General features: G+C 70.9%; 1 protein-coding gene. It reads right to left on the minus strand.

Features of this window, described 5'->3' with window-relative positions; genetic code table 11:
• Positions 1-95: 95 nt before the first annotated feature.
• Positions 96-1,102 (minus strand): acyl-CoA dehydrogenase family protein (locus EU811_RS23135; protein ID WP_142940578.1); only part of this gene is annotated, 1,007 nt, incomplete at its 5' end.

Below are 1,102 nucleotides of genomic sequence, written 5' to 3' on the forward strand. Positions count from 1 at the left end.
CGTCTTCGACTGCCATGAGCTCCTCCAAACTGAACTGAATTCAGTACGATTCTGTGGGCAGTAGATGCCCCTGTCAATGGATCGGGAGCCGACACTCAGTCCGAAGTGCCGGTGAGGCCGAGCAGCCCCGCCAACCGCAGACGGTGGTCGTCGGCCGTGCCGAACAGCGCCTCGTCGGCCCGCGCCCGGCGGACGTACAGGTGGGCCGGGTGTTCCCACGTGAAGCCGATACCGCCGTGGAGCTGCACGTATTCGGTCGTGGCGAGTCGGTACGCGCCGGTGCAGGCCACCGCCGCGGCGCTCGCGGCGACCGGCAACTCCGGAGTCCACTCAGCCAGACAGGCGCTCGCGTACGCCGACGCCGACCGCGCCCCTTCCACCTCGACCAGCAGATCGGCCAGTCGGTGCTTGACCGCCTGGAACGAGCCGATGGCGCGACCGAATTGAGTTCGTTGCGAGACGTAGTCCAGGGTCGCGTCCAGGGCATGCGCGCTGCCGCCGACATGCTCGGCGGCGAGCGCCACGCGCCCGGCGTCGAGGACGGCGTCGACGATTCCGAACACCTGCCCGGGCTCACCGACCGGTTCGGCCAGCGTTCCCCGGAAGCGGACGAGCGCCTGGCGGCGGGTGGGATCGAGAACGCGACGGGCCGTGCGATCACAGGTCGAGCCGTGCATCCCGTGCGGCGGCGCCGGTTCACAGGCGAACAGCCGCTCCCCGTCCGGCGCCCGGGCCACCACGAGCAGCAGATCTGCGCCCTCGCCGTCGGGCACGAAGTCTGCCTCCCCGCGCAGCACCCAGCCGTCGGGCCCGCGCTCGGCCGTCACATCGGCGGCCTGCACGAACCCGGCGACCGTGGCCGTGACCGCACCGGAGGCGATCCCGGGCAACCAGCGCTCACAGGCCCGCCGATCACCAATCCCCAGCAGGGCATGCCCCGTCAGCACGACGGTCGACAGCAGCGGCGCCGGACACAGCACACGCCCGGCCTCTTCCAGAGCCACGGCGAGTTCGGCGAAGGTGTAGCCCCCACCTCCGTACTCTTCCGGCAGAGCAAGCCCGTGCACCCCGATCTCCCCGGCGAGCCGAGCCCACGAGACTA

It is taken from the genome of Arthrobacter sp. TS-15 (assembly GCF_006964045.1).
GTDB lineage: Bacteria > Actinomycetota > Actinomycetes > Actinomycetales > Micrococcaceae > Arthrobacter.